Below are 20,676 nucleotides of genomic sequence, written 5' to 3'. Positions count from 1 at the left end.
AGGCGGCCATGGCCAACGGGACATCGTCGGCGGGGCAGGTCCGTCTGCTTTCCGGCGGCAATCCGCAGATCGCCAAGGGCGAGGGCGACGCCCCGGTGCAGGCCTGGATCGACGCGGTTCCCGGCTGGAAGAGTCCCGTCTGGCGGCGTCTGGACGCGCTGGTCGGCGCCGCCGTCCCGGGCGTGCGCCGGGCGGTGAAGTGGAATTCCCCCCTCTACGGCGCGCCGGGGAGGGACGACTGGTTCCTCGGCGTCCACGCCTTCGACCGCTACCTGAAGGTCAGCTTCTTTCGCGGCGCGGGCCTCACGCCCCCGCCGCCGGTCTCCTCGAAGCAGAAGGAAGTCCGCTACTTCCATATCCACGAGGCGGATGCGGTCGACGAGGGGCGGTTCGCGGACTGGGTGAGACAGGCCGCCGGCCGGCCCGGCGAGAAGATGTGAGGCGCGATCGATGAGGGATGGGCGCTGATCGGCGGGCGGTCGCGGCGAAGGCCGTCAGATCGAGAAGCTGACCCCGCAGCCGCAGCTGGAGGCGGCGTTCGGGTTGCGCACCACGAACTGGGCTCCGGCGAGGTCGTCGACGAAGGCGATCTCCGAGCCCTTCAGGAAGGGCAGGGAGACCGGGTCGACCAGGGCCGTCTGGCCGTCGGCGGCGATCCGGATGTCGTCCGCCGCGGCCGTCTCGACCAGTTCGAACCGGTACTGGAAGCCCGAGCAGCCGCCGCCGTCGACGGCGACGCGCAGCATCACCGGCCGCCCCTCGCTCGCGCCGAGCTTCGCCAGCCGCCGCGCCGCGCTTTCGGCCAGCGTCAGGCCGTGGCCGCCGGAGGCCGGGGCGATCTCGAATGCGGGGGTGGCCAGATCAGTGCTCATTGGACGGTGCTCACGGCGCTCTATATGAGGCGGAGGCGGCCGTTCGCAAAGGGCCGCCTCCAGCCGTGAGCCGCCGACGTTGCTTCCCGACCGCGCGCCCTTCGCCGAATACCCCGAGCACAGCCGCGGGCGGCTGGTTCCGGAGCCCATCAGCCGCACCCGCAACGCCTTCGCGCGCGACCGCGACCGCATCATCCACGCCACCGCCTTTCGCCGCCTGAAGGAGAAGACCCAGGTCTTCGTCGCCCACGAGGGCGACCACTACCGCACGCGCCTGACCCATTCGCTGGAGGTGGCCCAGATCGCCCGGTCGATCGCCCACGCCCTGCGGCTGGACACGGACCTCGCCGAGACGGTGGCGCTCGCCCACGATCTCGGCCACCCGCCGTTCGGCCACTCCGGCGAGGACGAGCTGCAGGCGCAGATGGCCCCCTGGGGCGGCTTCGACCACAACGTCCAGACCTTCCGCGTGGTGACGAAGCTGGAAGAGCGGTACCCGGCTTTCGACGGCCTGAACCTCAGCTGGGAGACCGTGGAGGGCGTGGTCAAGCACAACGGGCCGGTCGCGCACCGGCTCGACGAGCCGGCCTGGCAGGCGATCGCCGACTACGCCCATGGCTGGGACCTGCGCCTCGACACCTTCGCCTCGCTGGAGGCCCAGGCGGCCGCCATCGCCGACGACATCGCCTACAACAACCACGACGTCGAGGACGGTGTGCAGGCGGGCCTGTTCACCCTCGACGACCTCGCCGACGTGCCCCTGATCGGGCCGGTCCTGCACGGCGTCCGCCGCGACTGGCCGCAGATCGACGAGCGCATGATCCGCATCGAGGCGGTGCGGCGCATGATCGGCGTCATGGTCGAGGACGTGCTCGCCGAAACCGGCCGCCGGCTCGAGGCGGACGATATCCGCTCGACCGAGGGCGTGCGCACGGCGCAGCGCCCGTTGGTGGCCTTTTCGCCCGCCATGCTGGCTGACCTCGGCGTGCTGCGGAAGTTCCTGTTCGAGCGGATGTACCGCCACTACCGCGTCAACCGCACCCGCAGCCAGGCCCGGCGCATCCTCGCCGAGATGTTCCAGCTGTTCATGGCCGAGCCGGAGACCCTGCCGCCGGAATGGTCGGGCAAGGCGCTGGCCGGGGACGAGGGACGGCGGGCGCGGGCGGTGTGCGACTACATCGCCGGCATGACCGACCGCTACGCCATCGAGGAGCATCGCAAGCTGTTCAGCCTCGACCTCGCCCTCGATCTGTGATTCGAAAGGCGGGGCGGGGCGGTTAGGATGGTTGTCCGGCGCGTCGATTCGCGCCGTCGACCCGACTCGAAGGCGCGGCCATGTCCCACGAAGATCCCTATCGCCCGAACCCCGGCCGCGACCGCGGCGCCTATACGCCGCCGACCGACGACGACCTGCCGTTCGAGCGCCAGGGGTACGACGCCCGCCGGCCCGCGGCCGGCGGCGGCAAGGCGCCGCCCCTGACCCTGATCATTTCGGCCGCGGTCCTGCTGCTGCTGATCATCGCCGTCGTGGTCTACTACCGGGCCGGGCCCCGCTCGTCCGACGACGCTCCGCCCGCGGTGGGGACGCCTGTCGGCGAGATGAAGGTCGAGGCGCCGGTCGACGCCCAGCCTGTCGACCCGGCCGAGGGCATCGACGTCTACGAGGACGTCGAGGCGCCGGCGACGCCGCCGACCTTCACCCCGCCGCCGGAAGAGGTGCAGCCCCGTCCCGCCCCGGCCGCCGCCGCGCCGGAGCCCGTTCCGTCCCGCCCGACGCCCGCCACGCCGGCCCCGGAGAAGAAGGCCGAGCCCGTCCCGGCCGGCGGCAGCGCCGGCGTCCAGATCGGCGCCTTCTCGACCCCGAACCTCGCGGAGAGCGAGTACAACCGCATCGTCGGCCGCTACTCGCAGTTCACCCAGGGCGCCAGCCGCCGGGTCCAGGAGGTCACCGCCTCCAACGGCTCGACCGTCTACCGCACCACCGTGTCCGGCCTCAGCCGCGAGCAGGCCGCCGGCCTGTGCAACGCCATCAAGGCCTCGGGCGGGGACTGCATCGTCCGGTGACCCGTTCGGCGGCGATCTACGGAGTCTCCGGACATCGGCTGACGGCGGAGGAGAAGGCCTTCTTCGCCGACGCCCGGCCGTGGGGCTTCATCGTCTTCCGCCGCAACGTGGACAGCCCGGACCAGCTGCGCGCCCTGACCGCCGAGATGCGCGACTGCCTGGGCGAGACCGACGCGCCGGTCCTGATCGACCAGGAGGGCGGCCGGGTGCAGCGCATGGGCCCGCCGCACTGGCCGAAATACCCGCCGGCCGACGCCTTCCTGAAGGCGACCAACGACCCGCTGGCCGCGCGCGAGCTGGTGCGGCTCGGCGCCCGGCTGATCGCCCACGACCTGCGCGAGGCCGGCGTCACCGTCGACTGCCTGCCGGTGCTCGACGTGCCGGTGCCGGGCGCCCACGACATCATTGGCGATCGCGCCTACGCCCGGGATCCGGCCACGGCGGCCCAACTCGGCCGGGCCGCCGCCGAAGGCCTGCTGGCCGGGGGCATCCTGCCAGTGATCAAGCACATGCCCGGCCACGGCCGCGCCTTCGCCGACAGCCACCACGACCTGCCGGTGGTTCACGCCGATCTCGCCCACCTTGAGGCCTGGGACTTCGCCCCCTTCCGGGCCCTGTCCGACATGCCGCTGGCGATGACCGCCCACGTCGTTTTCGACGCCATCGACCCGAAACACCCCGCCACCACCTCGCGGAAGGCGCTGAAGCTGATGCGCCGGGAGCTCGGCTTCGGCGGGCTGATCCTGACCGACGACCTGTCGATGAAGGCGCTGTCCGGCTCCCTGGCCGGACGGGCCGAGGCCGCCCTCAAGGCCGGCTGCGACGTCGTCCTGCACTGCAACGGCGACCTCGCCGAGATGCGCGCCGTGGCCGAGGGGGTCGGGCGGCTGAAGGGCGGGTCGAAGAAGCGGGCCGAGGCGGCCCTGGCCCGCATCGTGCGTGAGCCGGAGCCGTTCGATCCGCTGGCGGCCCGCGCCCGCTTCGACGCCCTGATGAGCGGCCGCCTCGACGCCGCCCGCGGGCCGGACGTCGGGGAGGCGCAGGCATGACCCCGGGCGCCGCGAAGCATGGCGGGGCGTCCGCATGACCGAGGCCTTCCAGCCCAACCTGGATTTCTCCGCCGTCGAGCAGGCGGACGCGCGCGACGCCTTCGTGGTCGATCTCGAGGGCTACGAGGGTCCGCTGCACGTCCTGCTGGCGCTGGCCCGCACCCAGAAGGTCGACCTGCTCAAGCTGTCGATCACCCGGCTGGCGGAACAGTATCTCGCCTTCGTGCACGAGGCCCGGCGGCGCAACTTCTCGCTCGCCGCCGACTACCTCGTCATGGCCTCCTGGCTGGCCTACCTGAAGTCGCGCCTGCTGCTGCCCCGCGCCGACAAGGGCAAGGGCGACGAGCCGCCGGCCGAGGAGATGGCCGCCGCCCTGGCCTTCCGGCTGCAGAAGCTCGAGGCCATGCGGAAGGCCGTCGAAGCGCTCCGGTCCCGGCCCCAGCTGAAGCGCGACGTCTTCACCCGCGGCGACCCCGAGGCCACGGTGATCGTCCCTTCGGACCGCATCGACGCCAGCCTGTACGAGCTGATGGCCGCCTATGTGCAGCAGCGTCGTCGCGAGGAGCAGCGCCGCTACAATCCCACCCAGCGGGTCGAGGCCTTCGCGCTCGAGGCCGCCCGCGACTGGCTGCGCGAGGTGCTGCCGCGGCTGGAGCAGTGGACGCCGCTGGACCGGATCGCGCCCGAGCGGCATGGCCCGGAGGGGCCGTCCCAGGCGAGCTATACCGCCTCCACCCTGTCGGCCAGCCTCGAGCTGGTGAAGGAGGGGGCGATGGACGTGAAACAGGCCGAACCCTTCGCCGACGTCTTCCTCAAGCGCCGCGGGCGGGGCCAGCCTCTGGAGTTGACGCCGTGAGCCTGCAGTTCGCGCCCGATCACGCCGAGATCGAGCGTCGCGTCGAGGCCCTGCTGTTCGCCGCGGCCGGCCCCCTGTCGGCCGCGGAGATCGCCCGCCGCCTGCCGGAAGGGGCCGATGTCGGGGGGGCCATCTCCGCCCTGCGCGCCCGCTACGAGGGCCGGGGCGTCGAGCTGGAGTGCGTCGCCGACCGCTGGCGCTTCCGCACCGCGCCGGATCTCAGCTTCATGATGACCGAGGAGCGCGAGGAGCCCCGGCGCCTGTCGAAGGCTGCGCTCGAGACCCTCGCCATCATCGCCTACCACCAGCCCTGCACCCGCGCCGAGATCGAGAGCGTGCGCGGCGTCTCCCTGTCGAAGGGCACCCTCGACCTGCTGCTGGAGATGGGCTTCGTGAAGCTCAAGGGCCGGCGGCGCACGCCCGGCCGGCCGGTGACCTACGGCACCACCGACCGCTTCCTCGAACACTTCAGCCTGGCCAGCCTGTACGATCTTCCGGGCGTGCAGGAGATGAAGGCCGCCGGCCTGCTCGACCTCTCGATCCCCGCCGGTTTCGAGGTCCCCGATCCCACCCGCGCCTCGGACGAGGACGAGACTCCGCTGCTCCCCGGCGACGAGGACGCCCCCGAGTTCGCCCAGGACTTCGTGGGCGAGGACCGCGGATAGGGACTGTGCCTCTCCCGCCGCGGCAGGCGGGGGGCAAGGTGATGCATTCGGCGTCAAGCCTTGCTAAGCGGCTGCGATGATCGCACGCCTCCGCCCCGTTCCCTTCGACATCGGCCCCGTCCACTTCGTCGGCATCGGCGGCATCGGCATGAGCGGCATCGCCGAGATCATGCTCAAGATCGGCTATGCGGTGCAGGGCTCGGACGCGAAGGCCAGCGCCAACACCGAGCGGCTGGAGAAGCTCGGGGCGAAGATCTTCATCGGCCACGACGCCGCCCACGTCGGCGAGAGCGTGTCGGCGGTGGTCTATTCCACCGCCGTGAAGCCCTCGAACCCGGAGATGGTCGTCGCGCGCGAGCGCCGCATCCCGCTGGTCCGGCGCGCCGAGATGCTCGCCGAGCTGATGCGCCTGCAATTCTCGATCGCGGTGGGCGGCACCCACGGCAAGACCACCACCACCTCCATGGTCGCCGCGGTGCTGGACGCCGCCGGGCTCGACCCCACCGTCGTCAACGGCGGCATCATCAACGCCTACGGCACCAACGCCAAGGTCGGCGACGGCGACTGGATCGTGGTCGAGGCGGATGAGAGCGACGGCAGCTTCCTGCGGCTCAAGTCGACGGTGGCCATCGTCACCAACATCGACCCCGAGCACCTCGACCACTACGGCGACTTCGACGGGGTGCGGAAGGCGTTCGTGGACTTCGTCGAGAACATCCCCTTCTACGGCTTCGCCGCCGTCTGTCTCGACCATCCCGAGGTGCAGCGGCTGGTCGCCTCGATCGACAACCGGCGGCTGGTGACCTACGGCCTCAACCCGCAGGCCATGGTCCGCGCCGAGAACTGCGACATGCGCCCCGACGGCGCCCGTTTCGACGTGGTCATCCAGCAGCAGGGGCTCGCCGCCCTGGAGGAGCCGATCCGCATCACCGGGCTGCACCTGCCGATGGCGGGCTGGCACAACGTCTCCAACGCCTTGGCCGCCATCGCCGTGGCCCGCGAGCTCGACGTCTCGGACGAGGCGATCCGGGCCGGCCTCGCCGGTTTCGGCGGGGTCAAGCGCCGCTTCACCACCACCGGGGTCGTCGACGGCGTCCGCATCGTCGACGACTACGGCCACCACCCGGTGGAGATCGCCGCCGTGCTGAAGGCCGCCCGCCAGGTGGCCGAGGGCCGCGTGATCGCCGTCGTCCAGCCGCACCGCTACACCCGCCTGCGCGACCTGATGGAGGAGTTCTCGACCTGCTTCTCCGACGCCGACTCGGTGATCGTCGCCGACGTCTATCCGGCGGGCGAAGCCCCGATCGAAGGGGTCGACAAGGACGCCCTGGTCGAGGGCGTCCGCCGCTTCGGCCATCGTTCGGTGCAGGCGCTGGAGGGGGTCGACGCCCTGCCGGCCGTGATCCGCGCCGAGACGAAGCCGGGCGACCTCGTCGTCTGCCTCGGCGCCGGCGACATCACCCAGTGGGCCTACGCCCTGCCGGAGCAACTGGAGGCGCTCGCGTGATCGACCTGCCCGCAGCCCGCGGCAAGCTGCTCCGCGACGAGCCGCTCGGCCCCTACACCTGGTTCCGGGTCGGCGGCGCCGCCGACGCCCTGTTCATTCCGGCGGACGCCGACGACCTGGCCGACTTCCTCCGGGCGCTCGATCCGGCCGTGCCGGTGACCATTCTCGGCGTCGGGTCCAACGTCATCGTCCGCGACGGCGGGGTCGAGGGCGTGGTGATCCGCCTCGCCGGCCGCTCGTGGGCGCAGGTGACGGCCGAGGGCGACACCATCACCGCCGGCGCCGGCGCGCTGGACTCCATGGTGGCCAGGGCCTCCGCGAAGGCCGGGATCGCGGGCTTGGAGTTCTACGCCGGCATCCCGGGCACGATCGGCGGCGCCCTGACCATGAACGCCGGCTGCTACGGCTCGGAGACGAAGGACGTGCTGGTCTCGGCGCGGGGCCTGCGGCGGACGGGGGAGCGGGTCGACTACGACCTTGCCGACTTCGGCTACACCTACCGTCACTCGGAGGCGCCGGCCGACATCATCTGGCTGGAGGCGACCTTCCGCGGGACGCCCGATGATCCCGCCGCCGTGCAGGCGCGCATCGACGAGATCACGTCCCGACGCGAGCAGACGCAGCCGATCCGCGAGAAGACCGGCGGGTCGACCTTCAAGAACCCCGAGGGCCATTCCTCCTGGAAGCTGGTCGACGAGGCCGGATGGCGCGGCCGGCTGCACGCCGTCACCGGCGGCGGGGCCAGGTTCTCGGAACTGCACTCGAATTTCATGATCAACCCCGGCGAGGCGACCGCCGCCGACATCGAGGGGCTGGGCGAGGCCGTCCGCGCCGACGTGCTGGCGAAGACGGGGATCCAGCTCGACTGGGAGATCCGGCGCATTGGCCGGAAGCAGGTCCAGGTTCCAGGTTCTAGGGGCTAGGGGCTAGGGTTTAGTCCCGACGGCTCTTCCTCCAACTCCCCTAGAACCTAATCCCTAGCCCCTAGCACCTTCCGTTGGTTGACGCGCTGTTAAGGACGATCGGCGCATTCCGTCGACTGTTCCGGAGCCCCTCATGAACCGCCCCCTGTCCGAGCTGCACGTCGCCGTCCTGATGGGCGGGCTGTCGCCGGAGCGGGAGGTTTCCCTCGACTCCGGCCGGGGCTGCGCCGACGCGCTGGAAGGGCAGGTCGCCCGGGTCACCCGGGTCGACGCCGGGCGCGACCTGGCGGGGGTGCTCGCCGACCTCCGGCCCGACGTCGCCTTCAACGCCCTGCACGGCGTCTGGGGCGAGGACGGCTGCGTGCAGGGGATCCTCGAGACCCTGCAGATCCCGTACACCCACTCCGGCGTGCTGGCCTCCGCCCTCGCCATGGACAAGGACAAGTCAAAGGCTGTGCTGCGCGCGGCCGGGGTGACGGTGCCCGGCGGCGGTCTCTACGACCGCTTCGAGGTCGCCCGCCGCCACGTCCTCGAGCCGCCCTATGTGATCAAGCCCAACGCCGAGGGCTCGTCCGTCGGCGTGTTCCTCGTTCCCGCAGGCGCCAACGGTCCGCAGGCCGAGGTCGGCGCCGCCGACTGGGCCTACGGCGAGCAGGTCATGGTCGAGCCCTACATCCCCGGCAAGGAGCTGGCCGTCGCCGTGATCGGGGAGGCGGCGGGGCCGCGCGCGCTCACGGTCACCGACATCACGCCGGTCAAGGGCTTCTACGACTACGAGGCCAAGTACGCGCCCGGCGGATCCGTCCACAAGCTGCCGGCCGAGCTGCCGCCGCACGTGTTCGAGGCGGCGCTGCGCCAGGCCGAGCGCGCCCACGCCGCTCTTGGTTGCCGGGGCGTTTCCCGATCCGACTTCCGTTATGACGATCTTAACGACGTTCTCGTTCTTCTGGAGGTCAACACCCAACCCGGCATGACCTCGACCTCGCTCGCCCCCGAGCAGGCCGCCCATGTCGGGATTGGGTATCGAGACCTGGTCCGGTGGATGGTGGAGGACGCCTCATGCCCGCGGTAGTTCGCGGCGGTCGGCGACAGAGTGCGAGTCAACCTGCGCGACGCGGCGCTCCCCGCCCGCAGGGCCGCGGCCGCGCGCCGCGCAACGCTTCGGCCATCCCCGGCAAGATGGCGGCGATCGGCCGTCTCGACCTCTCGCCCCGCGCCGTCGTCATCTCCATCGCCGCCGGCGGTCTCCTTCTCGCCGCCCTGCTGGCGACCGGCGCCCGCGCCGAGCGCATCGGCGCCTCGTTCAGCCGCGGCGTCGACGGCGTCGCCGTCGGTCTCGGCCTGAAGCTGGAGAAGGTGTTCATCGAGGGCGAGAGCCCCGAGGCGACCCGCGACATCCAGCGCGCCGTCCAGCTGCCCGCCGGCCAGCCGATGACCTCGATCGACCTCGACGCGGTGCGCGAGCGGGTCGAACAGGTCGGCTGGGTCCGTTCCGCCCGCGTCGTGCGCCTGCTGCCGGACACCCTGATCGTCGATGTCACCGAGCACGACCGCCTGGCGGTGTGGCAGACCGGCGGCCGCGCCTGGGTGATCGACGGCCAGGGCCAGATCATCCGCGGCGCCGACCCCGGCCGCTATCCCGCGCTGCCGCTCGTGGTCGGCAAGGGAGCCGAACAGGCGGCGGCCGAGATCCTGCCCCTGCTGGCCCAGCGGCCCCGGCTGCAGGCGCGCATGGAGGCGCTGGTCCGCGTCGACGAGCGGCGCTGGGACCTGCGCCTGAAGGACGGCAGCCTGATCCAGCTGCCGGCCACGGACGCCGAGGCGGCCCTGATCCAGCTCGACGCCCTCGACCAGCGCGAACGCCTGCTGGAGCTGGGCTTCGCCCGCATCGACCTCAGAACCCCCGATCAGGTCGCGGTGCGACCGTCGGCCGGAGACGCTTGAAGGAATGGCCCGGACGCCTGACAGAACCAGCGAAGCCCGCAGCGCGGCCGGCCGCGCGCCCGTGGTGGCGGCCCTCGACCTGGGTCAGTCCAAGGTCGGCTGCTTCATCATGAAGCCGGAGGGCGTCCGCCACGCCGACCGCACCATCCGGGTGGCCGGCGCCGGCCACGTCCAGTCGCGCGGCGTGCGCGGCGGCGGCATCGTCAACATGGATGAGGCGGCCCAGGCCATCGGCCACGCCGTCGAACGCGCCGAACGCGCCGCCGGCGCCCCGGTCTCCGGCGTCGTGGTCACCACGGCGATCGGCCAGATGGCCAGCCATCGGGTGCAGGCGCGGGTGTCGCTCGGCCAGAATCCCGTCGGCGACGCCGATCTCGCGCGCGCCATCGGCATGGCGCTGGCCCAGATTCGCCTGCCGAACCGGCGGCCGATCCACGTCCTGCCCATCGCCTGGTCCGTGGACGGGGCGCGCGGGGTGCACGATCCCCGGGCCATGCGCGGCCATTCGCTCGGCCTCGACCTGCTGGTCGTCTCCATGGCCGAAAGCGCCTTCACCGCCCTCGGCCACTGCCTCGAGCTGGCCCACCTCGACCTGCAGGGCGTGGTGGCGGCGCCGGTGGCCTCCTCGCTCGCCGCCCTTGAGGACGACGAGATGGACCTCGGCTGCGTTTGCATCGACATGGGCGGCGGGGCGACCTCGGCGGCCGTCTGGGGCGGCCGCAGCCTGCTGCATATCGAGTCGCTGAACGTCGGCGGCGACCACGTCACCGCCGACATCGCCCGCGGCCTGTCCACCTCCCGCGCCGGGGCGGAGCGCCTCAAGACCCTGCACGGCTCGGCCATGGCGTCGGCCAATGAGGACCGCGAGATGCTGGAGGCGCCGCCGCGCGGCGAGGACCCCTCGGCCGGCCCGGTGGTGGTGCCGCGCGCCATGCTGAAGACCGTCATCGCGCCCCGCGTCGAGGAAACCCTCGAGCTGCTGCGGGACCGCCTGCGTAACGCCGGCGTCGGGCTGGAGCCGGGCGCCGGCCTGGTCCTGACCGGCGGGGCCAGCCAGCTGAACGGCGTGCGGGAACTGGCGGTGCGGGTGTTCGATCGTCCGGTGCGGCTGGGCAAGCCCCAGCGCGCGCCCCACCTGGCCGACGCCGCCTCGGGCCCCGCCTTCTGCTCGGCCGCCGGCGTCCTGCTGCGCGCCGCCTACGGCCCGCGCGAGGCCGTCTCCGCCCGCAAGCTGATGTCCCGCCAGATCACCGCCGCCGACGCGCCGCGGGCCCATTCCGGCGGGCTCGTCGCGCGGGCGGCGGGGTGGTTGCGGGAAAATCTCTGAACCGCGTCCAAACTGTGTCCTGATTGTAACATTCGTGACCTGAAGGCGTCAAAATAGGTTCAGGAAGCTTGTGCGGTCCGCCGGCCCCATTAATGCTGGCGGCAATGGGTGCGCTCAGGCGCCCATCTTTCTCTCGTTTTGGGGGCCTCCAATCCATGCTTCTCCAGCGCAAGCACCTTTTCGGGACGACCATTCTGGCAGGGGCTATGGCTCTGTCGTCGGCCGCCCTGGCGCAAACCGCCACCACGACCGCCCAGCAGCCGGCGCAGACGGAAGAGTCTGAGCGCCAGCAGCAGACCGGCACCCGCCTCGACGAGGTCGTGGTCACCGGCTCGCGGATTCGCCGCAACGAGTTCACCAGCGCCCAGCCGATCCAGGTGATCACCACCGAGCAGCAGGAACTGAAGGGCAACATCGACGCCGCGGCGACCCTGCAAGGCTCCAGCCTCGCGGCCGGTTCGTTCCAGTGGAACGACCAGCTGACGGGCTATGTCACCGCCGGCGGCGGCGGCACCCAGCTGGTCGCCCTCCGCGGCCTCGGCGCGCAGCGCACCCTGACCCTGCTGAACGGCCGTCGCGCCGGTCCGGCCGGTACGCGCGGCCAGGTGCAGGCCTTCGACCTGAACGTCATCCCGGCCTCGCAGGTCGAGCGCTTCGACATCCTGAAGGACGGCGCCTCGTCGATCTACGGCTCCGACGCCGTGGCCGGCGTGATCAACGTCATCACCAAGCGCAACCTCGACGGCGGCGCCTTCAACATCGCGACCACCCAGACGGTCGAGGGCGGCGGCGAGATCGTCCGCGGCGACGCGACCTGGGGCCGCACCTTCGACAACGGCTACTTCAACGTCTCGGGCGAATTCTACAAGCAGTGGGCGCTGCGCCGCGAAGATCGCGACGACACGGGCTGCGCCGCGGACTACCTGTTCTCGCCGGACCAGAGCCGTCGCCTCGACTACATCGATCCGCGCACCGGCGACTACAAGTGCTACAACCTCGCCAACGGCTACATCCAGGCTGCGTTCCCCGCCGCGCTCGGCGGTACGATGAACCTGGTGCCGATCTCCCGTTATGGCGGCGCCTACAACTACGCGGTTCCGGGCAACAACGCGCCGGCGATCGCGGCGGGCCAGGGGTTCGCCCGCTGGGGCCGCGCCGGCTATCCCGGGACCTACCTCTACGGGCCCTACGACTCGGACATCTGGAACCGCGCGACGGTGATCAGCCCGAGCGAGCGCTTCACCCTGACCTTCACGGGCGGGTATGATCTGAGCCCGGACGCCGAGATCTACACCGAGCTGCTGTACAACCGCCGCTCCTCGGAGCAGAACGGCGCGGCCCAGATCTTCCAGAACTTCGCGCAGCGGAACATCCTGTTCGGCGCCTCGAACGTTCTGCCGGCCAGCAACCCGAACAACACCCTCGGGGTCAACGCCGTCACCGTCACGGCCTATGAGTCGAGCTCGGCGCAGGAAATCGACTACTACCGCGGCGTCGTCGGCCTGCGGGGCCAGGCCCCGGCCTTCGGGCGCGACTGGGACTGGGACGTCTACGCCCAGTACTCGCTGTCGGACGGCGTCTACAACAACGGTCCGCGTATCTACCTCGACCGTCTGCTGGCGCTGAACAGCCCCGGCGTGGCCTGCACCAACAATCCGGCGGGCGGCAACTTCTCGAACTTCAACTGCGCCGACCTGCCGGGCGGCATTCCGTGGATGTCCGAGCGCATTCTGCTGGGGCAGTTCACGGACGCCGAGCGCAACTTCCTGTTCTTCGAGGAAGACCACACCACGACCTATGACTACGCCTACATCGAAGGCGTGATCACCACCGACCGCCTGTTCAGCCTGCCGGCCGGCGACGTGGGCGCGGCCTTCGGCTTCCAGTACCGCGAGGAAGAGATCGACGACACCCCGGGCTACCAGGCCCGGAACCGGAACGTCGCCCTGTTCACCTCCGCTGGCCGCACGACCGGCTCGGACGCGATCACCGAGTCCTTCGCCGAGATCGAACTGCCGATCCTGCGCGCGGCTCCGTTCGCCGAGGACCTGACCCTGAACCTCTCGGGCCGCCTGTCGAACTACGACAGCTATGGTTCGAGCGAGACCTACAAGATCTCGGCGAACTGGCAGATCACGCCGGAATACCGCATCCGGGCCAGCCACGGCACCTCGTTCCGCGCTCCCGCGCTGTACGAACTCTACCTCGGCGCCCAGGTCGGCTATAGCGGTCAGTCGGCTGTCGACCCCTGCTATGACTACACCGACAGCGGCGTGGACACCGAGATCCAGACGGCTTGCGCGGCCCTCGGCATCCCCGCGCAATACACCGCCGTCGGCGGCAGCAGCGCGGCGGTCTCCTCGATCGGCGGCGCCGGCTACCTCGAGGCCGAAACGGCCGACAGCTTCAACGTCGGCTTCATCTGGACCCCGTCGTTCATCGACCTCAGCGTGGCGGTCGACTACTTCGACATCGCGATCCACGATCAGGTGGACCAGTTCGGCGGCTACAACATCATCGAGCAGTGCCTGCGTGGAAACACCGACTTCTGTTCGCTGTTCACTCGCGACCCGACGAACTTCTACATCCTGACCGTCGACAACAGCTACGTGAACATTGCGGAGCAGACGAGCCGCGGCATCGACCTGGCCTTCCGCTACAACCACGAGCTGCCGTTCGGCGACCTGACCATCGAGAGCCAGCACACCTGGAAGCTCGAGGATCACGTCAACCTGCTGGGCGGCGTCGAGGAAGACTACCTGGGCGACACGTTCAACTACAACGGCCCGGCCTATGCGGGGAACCTGAACTTCACCCTGCAACAGGGCGATCTCACCTGGTTCTACGGCATCGACGCCATCGGTCGCGGTTCGGACGTGGAGGAAGCGGGCGGCCATGTGTTCGCCAACTCGCGCTACGCCGATCTGACCAACGGCATCAGCAGCGCTGACTGCTCGGCGGCCAACAACTACTGCGCCTACTACAAGTACTATACCGAGTTCACGACCATCCACACGGCGTCGGTGCGCATGCGCGTCAACGACTGGACGTTCCGGGCCGGTATCCAGAACCTGTGGGACGAGCGGCCGCCGGCGGTGAACACCGGCGAGTTCCGCCTCGGCACCGCGGCGCTCAGCGGCTACGACATGCGCGGCCGTCGGGTGTTCTTCGGGATCGGCCGGACCTTCTGATCCGGACGACAGAACTGACTGGAGGGCGGCCCGCAAGGGCCGCCCTTTTTCTTTGCCTGCACCCCGGGGGCAGCCCGGCCGGAGGCGACGGCGGCCGTGAGGGGACCTCGGGCGAGGCCCCGGCGCAGCCGCTCGACGCGCCCTGCGGCTGTGCCGGCGCCGCCGCGGCCGGAATCTCCGGCCTGCGGGCGGGGCGGGTGCGGCCCCCGGACGAAGGGATTGCCGCCGCCGCGGATGAGGCGGCGCTGCCCGGCGCTGCAGGCGGCGCGAGAGCGGCGCCCTCCGGCGACGGTGACGCCGGGGGCGCAGACGGGCGGCGGGGACCGCCTGGTCGGCAGGCCGGGGCGCGACCGTGGCTGAGGCCCGCGGCGCAAAGAAAAAGGGCCCCGCTCCCGGAGGAGCGAGGCCCTTGTGGCGTTGGTCCGCCCGGGGGATCAGAGCCCGCCGGCGCAGCCCTCGCGGAAGTAGTCGTCGATCAGGCGCAGTTGCTGCGCCATGATCTCGCGGGTCCAGGCGTTGCCGTGGCCGTAGTCGTCCAGCCGGTTGAACTGCACGTCCTGGCCGCTCGCGCGCGCCGCATTGACGAACCACTCGGAGTGCTCGATCCGCGCGGTCTGGTCCCGTTCGCCGTGGTACAGCATGATCGGAATGCTGATCGATCCGGCGGCCTGGGCCGGGCTGAGTCCGGCGATGGTCTCGCGCTGGGCCTCGCGGGCGTAGGGGTTGGACAGGAGCTCGCGCGAAATCCGGCTCAGATCGGACACCCCGGCCCCCGAGATGGCGCACTTGTACAGCCCGTTGGGCCGCACCGCCGCGGCCATGGCCGCGTAGCCGCCGTAGGAGAAGCCGAACATCGCCACCCGCTCGGGCTGGGCGACGCCGTTCTGGATGGCCCAACGCACCGAGTCGTCGAGGTCGTCCTGCATCTTCTGGCCCCACTCGCGGTCGCCGGCCATCCACAGCCGCTTGCCCCAGCCGGAGGACCCGCGGAACTGCGGCTGGATCACCGCGTAGCCGCGGGAGGCGAGCAGCTGGGGCCACATCGAGCCGTCCCACTCGAGGTCGTCGCGCGACCACGGACCGCCGTGGGGCAGGACGACGAGCGGGTGCGGTCCCGGTCCGTACAGCGCCTCGGACGGGCGGGTCAGGAAGGCGGGGAAGCGAAGGCCGTCGCGCGCCTCGACGGTGACGACGGTGCTCGCACCGAGGCTGGCGGGATTGATCTCCTCATGCGGCCGCGCGAGGACGCTCAGATTGGTGCGGTTCTTGAGAAGGTAATAGGCGCCGGGATCGTTCGGGCCGCCGGCCCAGATGATGACGGTGTTCAGGTCGTCGGACGCGGTGACGATCCGGGCGTAGCGCCCGACGTTATAGGGGATCGTCCGCTCCTCGCCGCTCTCCGGGTCGACGATGGCGACCGGCGTCGGGCGGATGCCGAGCGTCCCCTCCACCGCCGTGCGGATCGCCTCCAGCTCGGGCATCACCGCGAAGCTCTCGTTGCGCAGGCCGGCGTACGAGAAGGACGCGACTTCCCCGAAATTCTCTCCGGGAATGCTCCACACCGAGACGCCGGTGGCCTCGAACAGCGGGTGCGAGAAGGCGATCTCGCCAAGCTGGCGCGTGGCGATGTTGTATTCGTAGATCGCCGCCTTGTCCCGTCCGCGGTTCGAGATGACGAAGGCGATGTTCGGATCCGCCGAGAAGCCGGCGACGGAGAAGACTTCCCGATCCTTCACATAGTTCCGGACGTGCTCGGTCCAGTTGCCGGCGCCGTCGCCGAACTCCGTGGCTACGTAGAAGCCCTGGCCGTCGCGGCCGGTCACGGACCGGGCCCGCGGCACGCCCTGCAGGTCGACGTCGTAGTCGTTCACACGGTCGCCGGAGCGCAGGATCCGCTCGGAGCGGTTGGTGCGGACGTTATACTTGTAGACGTCGCCCGCGACCATCATCAGGAAGTGGTCCGGATCGCCGGGGAGGGTGCTCAGGACCCGCGCGCTCGAGCGCTGCAGCTGCTCCTCCTCGCTGCGCGAGCGGGTGGGGACCGAAGTCAGCGGGTCGTTCCAGCCGCCCCGGCTCACATTGGTCAGGTAGAGCTTGCCGAGGAACGTCTTGGTCGAGCCCCAGTCGAACAGCTGGTAGGCCGAAACAGCCAGGATGTCGTTCTTGATGAAGCTGACGCCCTGCAGCTTCATGTGCCGCGAGCCGAGCACGCGCGGCGGCTTGCTCAGGTCCGCGGCGTCCCAGACGACCACGGCCCGCTCCTCGCCCCGCGACTGGATCGCGGCGATCTGGCGACCGTCGGGCGACACGGTGAAGTTGGAGAAGGTCGGGTAGGCCGCCAGCTGTTCGATGGTCGGCGGCGTCGGCGCCCCGGCGGATTGCGCGACGGCGATGGGCGCCGGCAGCGCGGCCAGCAAAGCCGCGGCGGCCACGCCCGCAAGTGTGGACAGTTTCATTGAATTTCCCCCTCCGGCGCGGCCGGTTCCGCGACCGTATGTGTCCCGACTATGAAACAAGAATTCTTCCGTTCTGCAACGGTTTGCAGCGGCGCCGAGGAGATTCCGGGCGGTCGTCCGCGCGCTCCTGCGCAGACGGTCCGCAGCGCCTGCGGGCGCGTCCCGGATCGGTGGCAAAGCTTAATCTTTTCCGTGTCCCGCCGGCCGACTCGGCCTATCCGGTAACACTCCCTTAAGCAGGAAGGGTGTTTCCTTAACGCGCTCATAACCAATGCGATTCGGCGGGGCTTTCGCATCGGTGACTGCAGGGCAGGGTCGGAATTCAAGGTCGGAACGAAATGTCTCTCTCGCTGGTGCGTCCGCAATCCACGGAACTGAAGCCCCGGATCGTCGTCTTCGGGGTCGGCGGCGCCGGCGGCAACGCCGTCAACAACATGATCGACGCCGGCCTTGAAGGGGTCGAGTTCGTCGTCGCCAACACCGACGCCCAGCACCTGTCGTTCGCCAAGACGGACCGCCGCATCCAGCTGGGCGAGACGATCACCCAGGGCCTCGGCGCCGGCGCCCACCCGGAAGTCGGCATGAACGCCGCCGAAGAGTCCGCGGAGGAGATCTTCAGCCACCTCGACGGCGCCCACATGGTGTTCATCACCTGCGGCATGGGCGGCGGCACCGGCACCGGCGCGGCGCCGGTGATCGCCAAGTGCGCCCGCGACCGCGGCATCCTGACCGTCGGCGTGGTCACCAAGCCCTTCACCTTCGAGGGCCGTCACCGCATGCGCCTGGCCGAGGCCGGCATCGCCGAGCTGCAGCGCTATGTCGATACCCTGATCGTCATCCCGAACCAGAACCTGTTCCGCGTCGCCAACGAGCGGACCACCTTCGCCGACGCCTTCGGCATGGCCGACCAGGTCCTGCACTCGGGCGTGCGCTCGATCACCGACCTGATGATCCTGCCGGGCCTGATCAACCTCGACTTCGCCGACGTGCGCGCCGTGATGTCCGAGATGGGCAAGGCGATGATGGGCACCGGCGAAGCCTCGGGCGACGACCGCGCCCTGATGGCGGCCCAGAACGCCATCGCCAACCCGCTGCTGGACGAGACCTCGCTGAAGGGCGCCAAGGCCGTGCTGGTGAACATCACCGGCGGCATGGACATGACCCTGCTCGAGGTCGACGAGGCCGCCAACGCCATCGCCGGCGAGGTGGACGCCGACGCCAACATCATCTTCGGCGCCGCCTTCGACCCGCAGCTCGAGGGCAAGATCCGGGTCTCGGTGGTCGCCACCGGCATGGAAGACCTGGCCGCCGCCAAGACCCCGCCGGTCGCCGGAACCGCCTTCGAGACCCGCCGCCCGGCCCCCGCCCCGCGCGCCGAGGCTCCGGCGCGCGCCGAAGCGCCCCGCGCCGAACCGGTCCGCGCCGAAAGCCCCCGTCCCGCGCCGCGGGTCGAGGAGCCGGCGCCGATCGTTCCGAGCTTCCAGCCCGCCCAGCCGACCTTCGGCGCGCGCACGGCCGCGCCGGAACCGCGCCCCGAGCCGGTGATCCACGTCGCCGAGGAGCGCAAGCTCGAGCCGATCGTCGATCCGTGGGTCGAGGAGTTCGAGGCCGCCCCGCGCCCCGCCGCGCGGACCGCCCTGCCGGAAGCCCAGGGCGAGCTCTATCTCGACCGTCCCGCGGCCGCGGCTCCGGCCCCGACGCCGGCGCGCGACGAGCCGGCGTATGACGAGTACGACGAGCGCGACCACCGCAAGAGCGGCTGGAGCCTGTTCGGCCGCAAGCGCCAGCAGTCCCAGCCGACCTACCCCTCCGCCCCGTCCCGCCAGACGGAGATGCGCTCGACCAGCCAGTATCAGCCGGCGCCGCAGCAGCCGGAGCCCGGCGAGGCCGAAGACGATCTGGAGATTCCTTCATTCCTGCGGCGACTGGCCAACTAGGGCCGACGTAGCCGACAGCCGACGACAGGGAAGGGCGGCCTCCGGGCCGCCCTTTTCGCTGACCGCCGCTCGAGGCGGACGCCGGCCTGCCGCGGGCGCCGGCGAAACAATCCGAAACCCGACTTTCATTTTCCGCTGGCGGACCGGCCGTTAAGGAAACCATGGGGCGAACTCCGCACGCAGAGGCGGGGCGCAAGCTGTAGTGAGTATGAGATTGTCGGTCCGGAACGACCATCACCAGAAGACCACCGTCGCGCCGGCGATCATCGCCGGCGTGGGCGTGCACACGGGCGACCGCGTGCGTCTGGCCGTCCGTCCGGCGCCGGTCGGAACGGGGATCGTCTTCGTCCGCGCCGATGTGACCGATCGCGACAACCGCATTCCGGTGTCCGGCGAGGCTGTGGTCGACGCGCGCCTGAACACCATGATCGAGAACGGCGCCGGGGTGCGCCTCTCCACGATCGAGCACCTGATGGCGGCCTTCGCCGCCCTGGGCGTGTCGAACGCCGTGGTCGAGGTGGACGGGCCGGAGCTGCCGATCCTGGACGGATCGGCCCTGCCGTTCGTCCGGTTGCTGGACCGGGCCGGCTTCCGCCGCCAGGAGGCGCCGGTCCGCTACATCGAGATTCTGGAGCCGATCCGGGTGGAGGAGGGCGACAAGTCGGCCGTCCTGCTGCCCTGCGACCGCTACGAGATGCGGTTCGAGATCGATTTCCCGACCCCCGTCATCGGCAACCAGGTGGTGGACTTCGTCGTCGACGAGCAGACCTTCCGCGACGAGATCATGGCCGCCCGCACCTTCGGTTTCGCCCATGAGGTCGAGGCCCTGCGCAAGGCCGGTCTGGCCCGCGGCGGTTCGCTTGAGAACGCGGTGGTCATCGACGGCGACCAGATCCTCAACCCCGGCGGGCTGCGCATGGAGCGCGAGTTCGTGCGGCACAAGGCGCTGGACGCCATCGGCGACCTGTATGTGCTGGGCGCGCCGCTGCTGGGCCGCTACGAGGGCGTCAAGGCGGGCCACGCCATCAACAACCTGCTGGTCCGCGCGCTGCTGGCCAATCCGCAGGCCTGGCGCGAGGTGACCCGCACGCCGGAGTTTGCCCTGGCCGGCTGATCAGCCCGCCCGGATCGCGCTCATCTGGCGGCCGAAGTCCGGCTCCCCCTCCAGGAAGGCCCGGCGGTTGGAGAAGAACCGCGCCGCGTCGCTCCGCGTGTCCTCGCCCGTCCACGCCGCCTCGCCGACGCCGGCCTGTTCCAGCCGCCACAGCACGAAGCCCGGCAGGTCGAACAGCCGTTTGTCGGCCGACGCCCCGGCTGTGAAGAACCGGCCGCTGCCCGGGGCCTGGTGCTCGAACCGCGCCTCGAAGTCGGCCCCCACCTCATAGCTGTCGCGGGCGATGCAGGGCCCGACGACCGCCGCCATCCGGGCCGGCCGGGCGCCGAGCGCCTCCATGGCCGCAACCGTGGCGGGGATGATCCCGCCCAGCGCCCCCTTCCAGCCGGCGTGCGCCGCGCCGACGACCCCGGCTTCGGGATCCGCCAGCAGGATCGGGGCGCAGTCGGCGGTCAGCACCGCGCAGATCACGCCGGCCGCGGCGGTGACGCTGGCGTCGCCCTCCGGGCGTTCGCCCTTCCAGCCGGTCTTCGCCACCCGCGCGACGGCGGAGTGGACCTGGTAGCAGGCGGCGAGGTCGTCCGCCGTCCCGCCGAGGTGGCCGGCGATCCGGCGACGGTTCTCGGCGACGGCCGCCGGATCGTCGCTGGAGCCGACCCCGGTGTTCAGGCTGTCGTACAGTCCGGTCGAGACGCCGCCGAGGCGGGTGAAGAAGCCGTGCCGGACGCCGGCGCGGTCCAGCAGCGGATGGGTGACGGGTTGGAGCGCCAT

General features: G+C 71.0%; 17 protein-coding genes. 14 read left to right on the top strand and 3 right to left on the bottom strand.

Annotated elements, in window-relative coordinates:
* Window positions 1-8: 8 nt before the first annotated feature.
* On the top strand, window positions 9-440 hold the full coding sequence (locus tag H2038_RS04550; protein WP_292109619.1) for a DUF1801 domain-containing protein: 432 nt from the start codon (window positions 9-11) through the stop codon (window positions 438-440).
* A 54-nt stretch (window positions 441-494) separates the two neighbouring features.
* Here the strand turns inward: H2038_RS04550 and erpA are convergent, their stop codons facing one another.
* Complete coding sequence (gene erpA, locus H2038_RS04545) at window positions 495-872, bottom strand: iron-sulfur cluster insertion protein ErpA (RefSeq protein ID WP_292109617.1); 378 nt, start codon at window positions 870-872, stop codon at window positions 495-497.
* Between the two features lie 79 nt (window positions 873-951).
* On the opposite strand from erpA, the gene H2038_RS04540 reads away from it, so the two are divergent.
* The 11 genes from H2038_RS04540 to H2038_RS04490 all read left to right on the top strand — a co-directional run bounded on the left by H2038_RS04540 (window position 952) and on the right by H2038_RS04490 (window position 14,398).
* A complete protein-coding gene (locus H2038_RS04540; RefSeq protein WP_292109615.1) occupies window positions 952-2,127 on the top strand; it encodes a deoxyguanosinetriphosphate triphosphohydrolase in 1,176 nt (391 codons plus the stop codon).
* 80 nt (window positions 2,128-2,207) lie between these two features.
* Complete coding sequence (locus tag H2038_RS04535; protein WP_292109613.1) at window positions 2,208-2,936, top strand: SPOR domain-containing protein; 729 nt, start codon at window positions 2,208-2,210, stop codon at window positions 2,934-2,936.
* A complete protein-coding gene (nagZ, locus tag H2038_RS04530; RefSeq protein WP_292109611.1) occupies window positions 2,933-3,985 on the top strand; it encodes a beta-N-acetylhexosaminidase in 1,053 nt (350 codons plus the stop codon). The genes H2038_RS04535 and nagZ overlap by 4 nt, the downstream gene beginning before the upstream one ends.
* A gap of 34 nt (window positions 3,986-4,019) precedes the next feature.
* Complete coding sequence (locus H2038_RS04525) at window positions 4,020-4,841, top strand: ScpA family protein (RefSeq protein ID WP_292109608.1); 822 nt, start codon at window positions 4,020-4,022, stop codon at window positions 4,839-4,841.
* On the top strand, window positions 4,838-5,506 hold the full coding sequence (scpB, locus tag H2038_RS04520) for an SMC-Scp complex subunit ScpB (RefSeq protein ID WP_292109605.1): 669 nt from the start codon (window positions 4,838-4,840) through the stop codon (window positions 5,504-5,506). Before H2038_RS04525 ends, scpB begins: the two co-directional genes overlap by 4 nt.
* Window positions 5,507-5,582: 76 nt before the next feature.
* Window positions 5,583-7,013 (top strand): UDP-N-acetylmuramate--L-alanine ligase, encoded by a 1,431-nt coding sequence (gene murC / locus H2038_RS04515; RefSeq protein WP_292109601.1) that lies wholly within the window; start codon window positions 5,583-5,585, stop codon window positions 7,011-7,013.
* Window positions 7,010-7,936 (top strand): UDP-N-acetylmuramate dehydrogenase, encoded by a 927-nt coding sequence (gene murB, locus H2038_RS04510; RefSeq protein WP_292109598.1) that lies wholly within the window; start codon window positions 7,010-7,012, stop codon window positions 7,934-7,936. Before murC ends, murB begins: the two co-directional genes overlap by 4 nt.
* A gap of 133 nt (window positions 7,937-8,069) precedes the next feature.
* Window positions 8,070-9,008 (top strand): D-alanine--D-alanine ligase, encoded by a 939-nt coding sequence (locus H2038_RS04505; RefSeq protein ID WP_292109595.1) that lies wholly within the window; start codon window positions 8,070-8,072, stop codon window positions 9,006-9,008.
* A gap of 107 nt (window positions 9,009-9,115) precedes the next feature.
* Window positions 9,116-9,880 carry a cell division protein FtsQ/DivIB gene (locus H2038_RS04500; protein ID WP_292109592.1) on the top strand — a complete coding sequence of 255 codons (765 nt, stop codon included), beginning with the start codon at window positions 9,116-9,118 and terminating at the stop codon, window positions 9,878-9,880.
* A gap of 4 nt (window positions 9,881-9,884) precedes the next feature.
* Window positions 9,885-11,207, top strand: a complete 1,323-nt coding sequence (gene ftsA, locus H2038_RS04495) for a cell division protein FtsA (RefSeq protein ID WP_292109590.1) — start codon at window positions 9,885-9,887, stop codon at window positions 11,205-11,207.
* 206 nt (window positions 11,208-11,413) lie between these two features.
* Window positions 11,414-14,398: a TonB-dependent siderophore receptor gene (locus H2038_RS04490; RefSeq protein WP_292109587.1), complete on the top strand. Its 2,985-nt coding sequence runs from the start codon at window positions 11,414-11,416 to the stop codon at window positions 14,396-14,398.
* 434 nt (window positions 14,399-14,832) lie between these two features.
* Here the strand turns inward: H2038_RS04490 and H2038_RS04485 are convergent, their stop codons facing one another.
* Window positions 14,833-16,854: an alpha/beta fold hydrolase gene (locus H2038_RS04485; RefSeq protein ID WP_292109584.1), complete on the bottom strand. Its 2,022-nt coding sequence runs from the start codon at window positions 16,852-16,854 to the stop codon at window positions 14,833-14,835.
* 338 nt (window positions 16,855-17,192) lie between these two features.
* On the opposite strand from H2038_RS04485, the gene ftsZ reads away from it, so the two are divergent.
* Both ftsZ and lpxC read left to right on the top strand, forming a co-directional pair.
* Window positions 17,193-18,791, top strand: a complete 1,599-nt coding sequence (gene ftsZ / locus H2038_RS04480; RefSeq protein ID WP_292109581.1) for a cell division protein FtsZ — start codon at window positions 17,193-17,195, stop codon at window positions 18,789-18,791.
* 208 nt (window positions 18,792-18,999) lie between these two features.
* A complete protein-coding gene (lpxC, locus tag H2038_RS04475) occupies window positions 19,000-19,905 on the top strand; it encodes a UDP-3-O-acyl-N-acetylglucosamine deacetylase (protein ID WP_292109578.1) in 906 nt (301 codons plus the stop codon).
* Here the strand turns inward: lpxC and pgeF are convergent, their stop codons facing one another.
* Window positions 19,906-20,676 carry a peptidoglycan editing factor PgeF gene (gene pgeF, locus H2038_RS04470; protein WP_292109575.1) on the bottom strand — a complete coding sequence of 257 codons (771 nt, stop codon included), beginning with the start codon at window positions 20,674-20,676 and terminating at the stop codon, window positions 19,906-19,908.

Origin of the sequence: Brevundimonas sp. (assembly GCF_013912005.1) — a bacterium.
GTDB lineage: Bacteria > Pseudomonadota > Alphaproteobacteria > Caulobacterales > Caulobacteraceae > Brevundimonas.
The sequence above is the reverse complement of the archived record's forward strand: the minus strand, read 5'-3'. Positions and strand labels throughout refer to the sequence as shown.

Bases quoted from the DNA above. Each gene is read 5' to 3' on its own strand.
- lpxC (WP_292109578.1), top strand. From the start codon at position 19,000: ATGAGATTGTCGGTCCGGAACGACCATCACCAGAAGACCACCGTCGCG.
- erpA (WP_292109617.1), bottom strand. From the start codon at position 872: ATGAGCACTGATCTGGCCACCCCCGCATTCGAGATCGCCCCGGCCTCC.
- pgeF (WP_292109575.1), bottom strand. From the start codon at position 20,676: ATGGCGCTCCAACCCGTCACCCATCCGCTGCTGGACCGCGCCGGCGTC.
- H2038_RS04500 (WP_292109592.1), top strand. From the start codon at position 9,116: ATGGCGGCGATCGGCCGTCTCGACCTCTCGCCCCGCGCCGTCGTCATC.
- H2038_RS04550 (WP_292109619.1), top strand. From the start codon at position 9: ATGGCCAACGGGACATCGTCGGCGGGGCAGGTCCGTCTGCTTTCCGGC.
- ftsA (WP_292109590.1), top strand. From the start codon at position 9,885: ATGGCCCGGACGCCTGACAGAACCAGCGAAGCCCGCAGCGCGGCCGGC.
- H2038_RS04525 (WP_292109608.1), top strand. From the start codon at position 4,020: ATGACCGAGGCCTTCCAGCCCAACCTGGATTTCTCCGCCGTCGAGCAG.
- H2038_RS04485 (WP_292109584.1), bottom strand. From the start codon at position 16,854: ATGAAACTGTCCACACTTGCGGGCGTGGCCGCCGCGGCTTTGCTGGCC.
- H2038_RS04490 (WP_292109587.1), top strand. From the start codon at position 11,414: ATGGCTCTGTCGTCGGCCGCCCTGGCGCAAACCGCCACCACGACCGCC.
- murC (WP_292109601.1), top strand. From the start codon at position 5,583: ATGATCGCACGCCTCCGCCCCGTTCCCTTCGACATCGGCCCCGTCCAC.
- ftsZ (WP_292109581.1), top strand. From the start codon at position 17,193: ATGTCTCTCTCGCTGGTGCGTCCGCAATCCACGGAACTGAAGCCCCGG.
- H2038_RS04535 (WP_292109613.1), top strand. From the start codon at position 2,208: ATGTCCCACGAAGATCCCTATCGCCCGAACCCCGGCCGCGACCGCGGC.
- H2038_RS04505 (WP_292109595.1), top strand. From the start codon at position 8,070: ATGAACCGCCCCCTGTCCGAGCTGCACGTCGCCGTCCTGATGGGCGGG.